Origin of the sequence: Bergeriella denitrificans NBRC 102155, assembly GCF_001592185.1 — a bacterium.
Classification (GTDB): Bacteria; Pseudomonadota; Gammaproteobacteria; order Burkholderiales; family Neisseriaceae; genus Neisseria; species Neisseria denitrificans.
This window is the reverse complement of sequence record NZ_BCWL01000317.1, coordinates 1-1,419: the sequence shown is the minus strand read 5'-3', so window position 1 is coordinate 1,419 and position 1,419 is coordinate 1. Positions and strand designations below refer to the sequence as shown.

The window sequence follows — 1,419 nt, the reverse complement described above, 5'->3', positions numbered from 1 at the left end:
TCTCATTCTTATTTTATTCGACTATGCCTATACACACATCGGCCGGCTTTGTCGGCGACTTTCGCGAAGCCGCGCCCTACATCAATTATCTGCGCGGCAAAACGCTGGTTATCGGCGTGGCAGACAGCCTGCTTGAGGGCGACGCGCTCAAGCGTTTGGCGGCGGATTTGAACCTGCTGGCCAGCTTGGGCGTGCGCTTGGTGCTGGTACACGGCACGCGCGCGCATATCGGCCGGCTGGCGGGCAGCGCGGGGCATGTGCCGCAATACCACCGCCACCGCCGCATCACCGACGAAGCCGTGCTGCAATATGCCAAGCAGGCTGCAGGCATGATACGCAGCGACATCGAAGCCGCGCTCGGCAGCAGCATTGCCCAAGCGCCGCAGCGCAGCAAGCCGCTGGCGGTAGCAGGCGGCAATTTCCTGTCTGCCCGACCGCTGGGCATTGTGGACGGCATCGATATGGGCTATACCGGCGTGGTTCGCAAAGTCGATACCGAAGCCGTTGCCGGCCGTTTGAACGACGGCGCATTGGTGCTCATCAGCCCCATCGGGCATTCTCCGAGCGGCAAAACCTTCAAGCTGGGTATGGGCGAAGCCGCCGAAGCCGCCGCCATCGCGCTGAATGCGGATAAACTGATTTACTTGATTGAGCAGGAAGGGATTTTGGACAGCGAAGGCCGTCTGAAAACCAACCTTTCCGCCGCCGAAGCGCGGCAGATGGCCGCAAGCGGCGAAGCATCGGGCGGCCAGGCGCGATTGCTGGAGTATGCGGTGAACGCGGTGGAGCGGGGCGTACACCGCACCCAAATTCTCAGCGGGCGCGAAGACGGCGCGCTGATTCGCGAGCTGTTTACCCGCCACGGCGCGGGTACGTCCATCGCCCGCGACTCATTCGTCAACATCCGCCGCGCGCACAACGACGACATCCCCCACATCACCGCCTTAATCCGCCCGCTGGAAGAGCAGGGCATCCTGCTGCGCCGCAGCCGCGAATATCTGGAAAACCAAATCCACAGCTTTTCGGTATTGGAACACGACCGCCACATCTACGGCTGCGTGGCGCTGAAAACCTTTGACGAAGCCGACTGCGGCGAGCTGGCCTGCCTGGTGGTATCGCCCGACGCGCAAGAGGGCGGCTACGGCGAAATGCTGCTGGCGCACGTTGCCGACGAAGCGCGCGCACGCGGCATCGGCAAGCTCTTTGCCCTGTCCACCCACACCGGCGAATGGTTTGCCGAACGCGGTTTTCAGACGGCATCTTTAGAAGATTTGCCGCCGGCACGCCGCCGCGATTATGTCGAAAGCGGCCGCAATTCGCAGATTTTTGTACGCATTTTGTAAATCAAACCGCCCGAAAGGGTAAAAGCCGCCGACGGAGTATGCGCCGTCGGCGGCTTTATTTCACTGTATAGTCGGA

The 1,419-nt window shown here is 61.7% G+C and carries 1 protein-coding gene; it reads left to right on the top strand.

The window, feature by feature from the left end; translation table 11 throughout:
• The first annotated feature begins 23 nt into the window (after positions 1-23).
• A complete protein-coding gene (gene argA, locus BDE01S_RS10515; protein ID WP_066081319.1) occupies positions 24-1,343 on the top strand; it encodes an amino-acid N-acetyltransferase in 1,320 nt (439 codons plus the stop codon).
• Positions 1,344-1,419 lie beyond the last annotated feature (76 nt).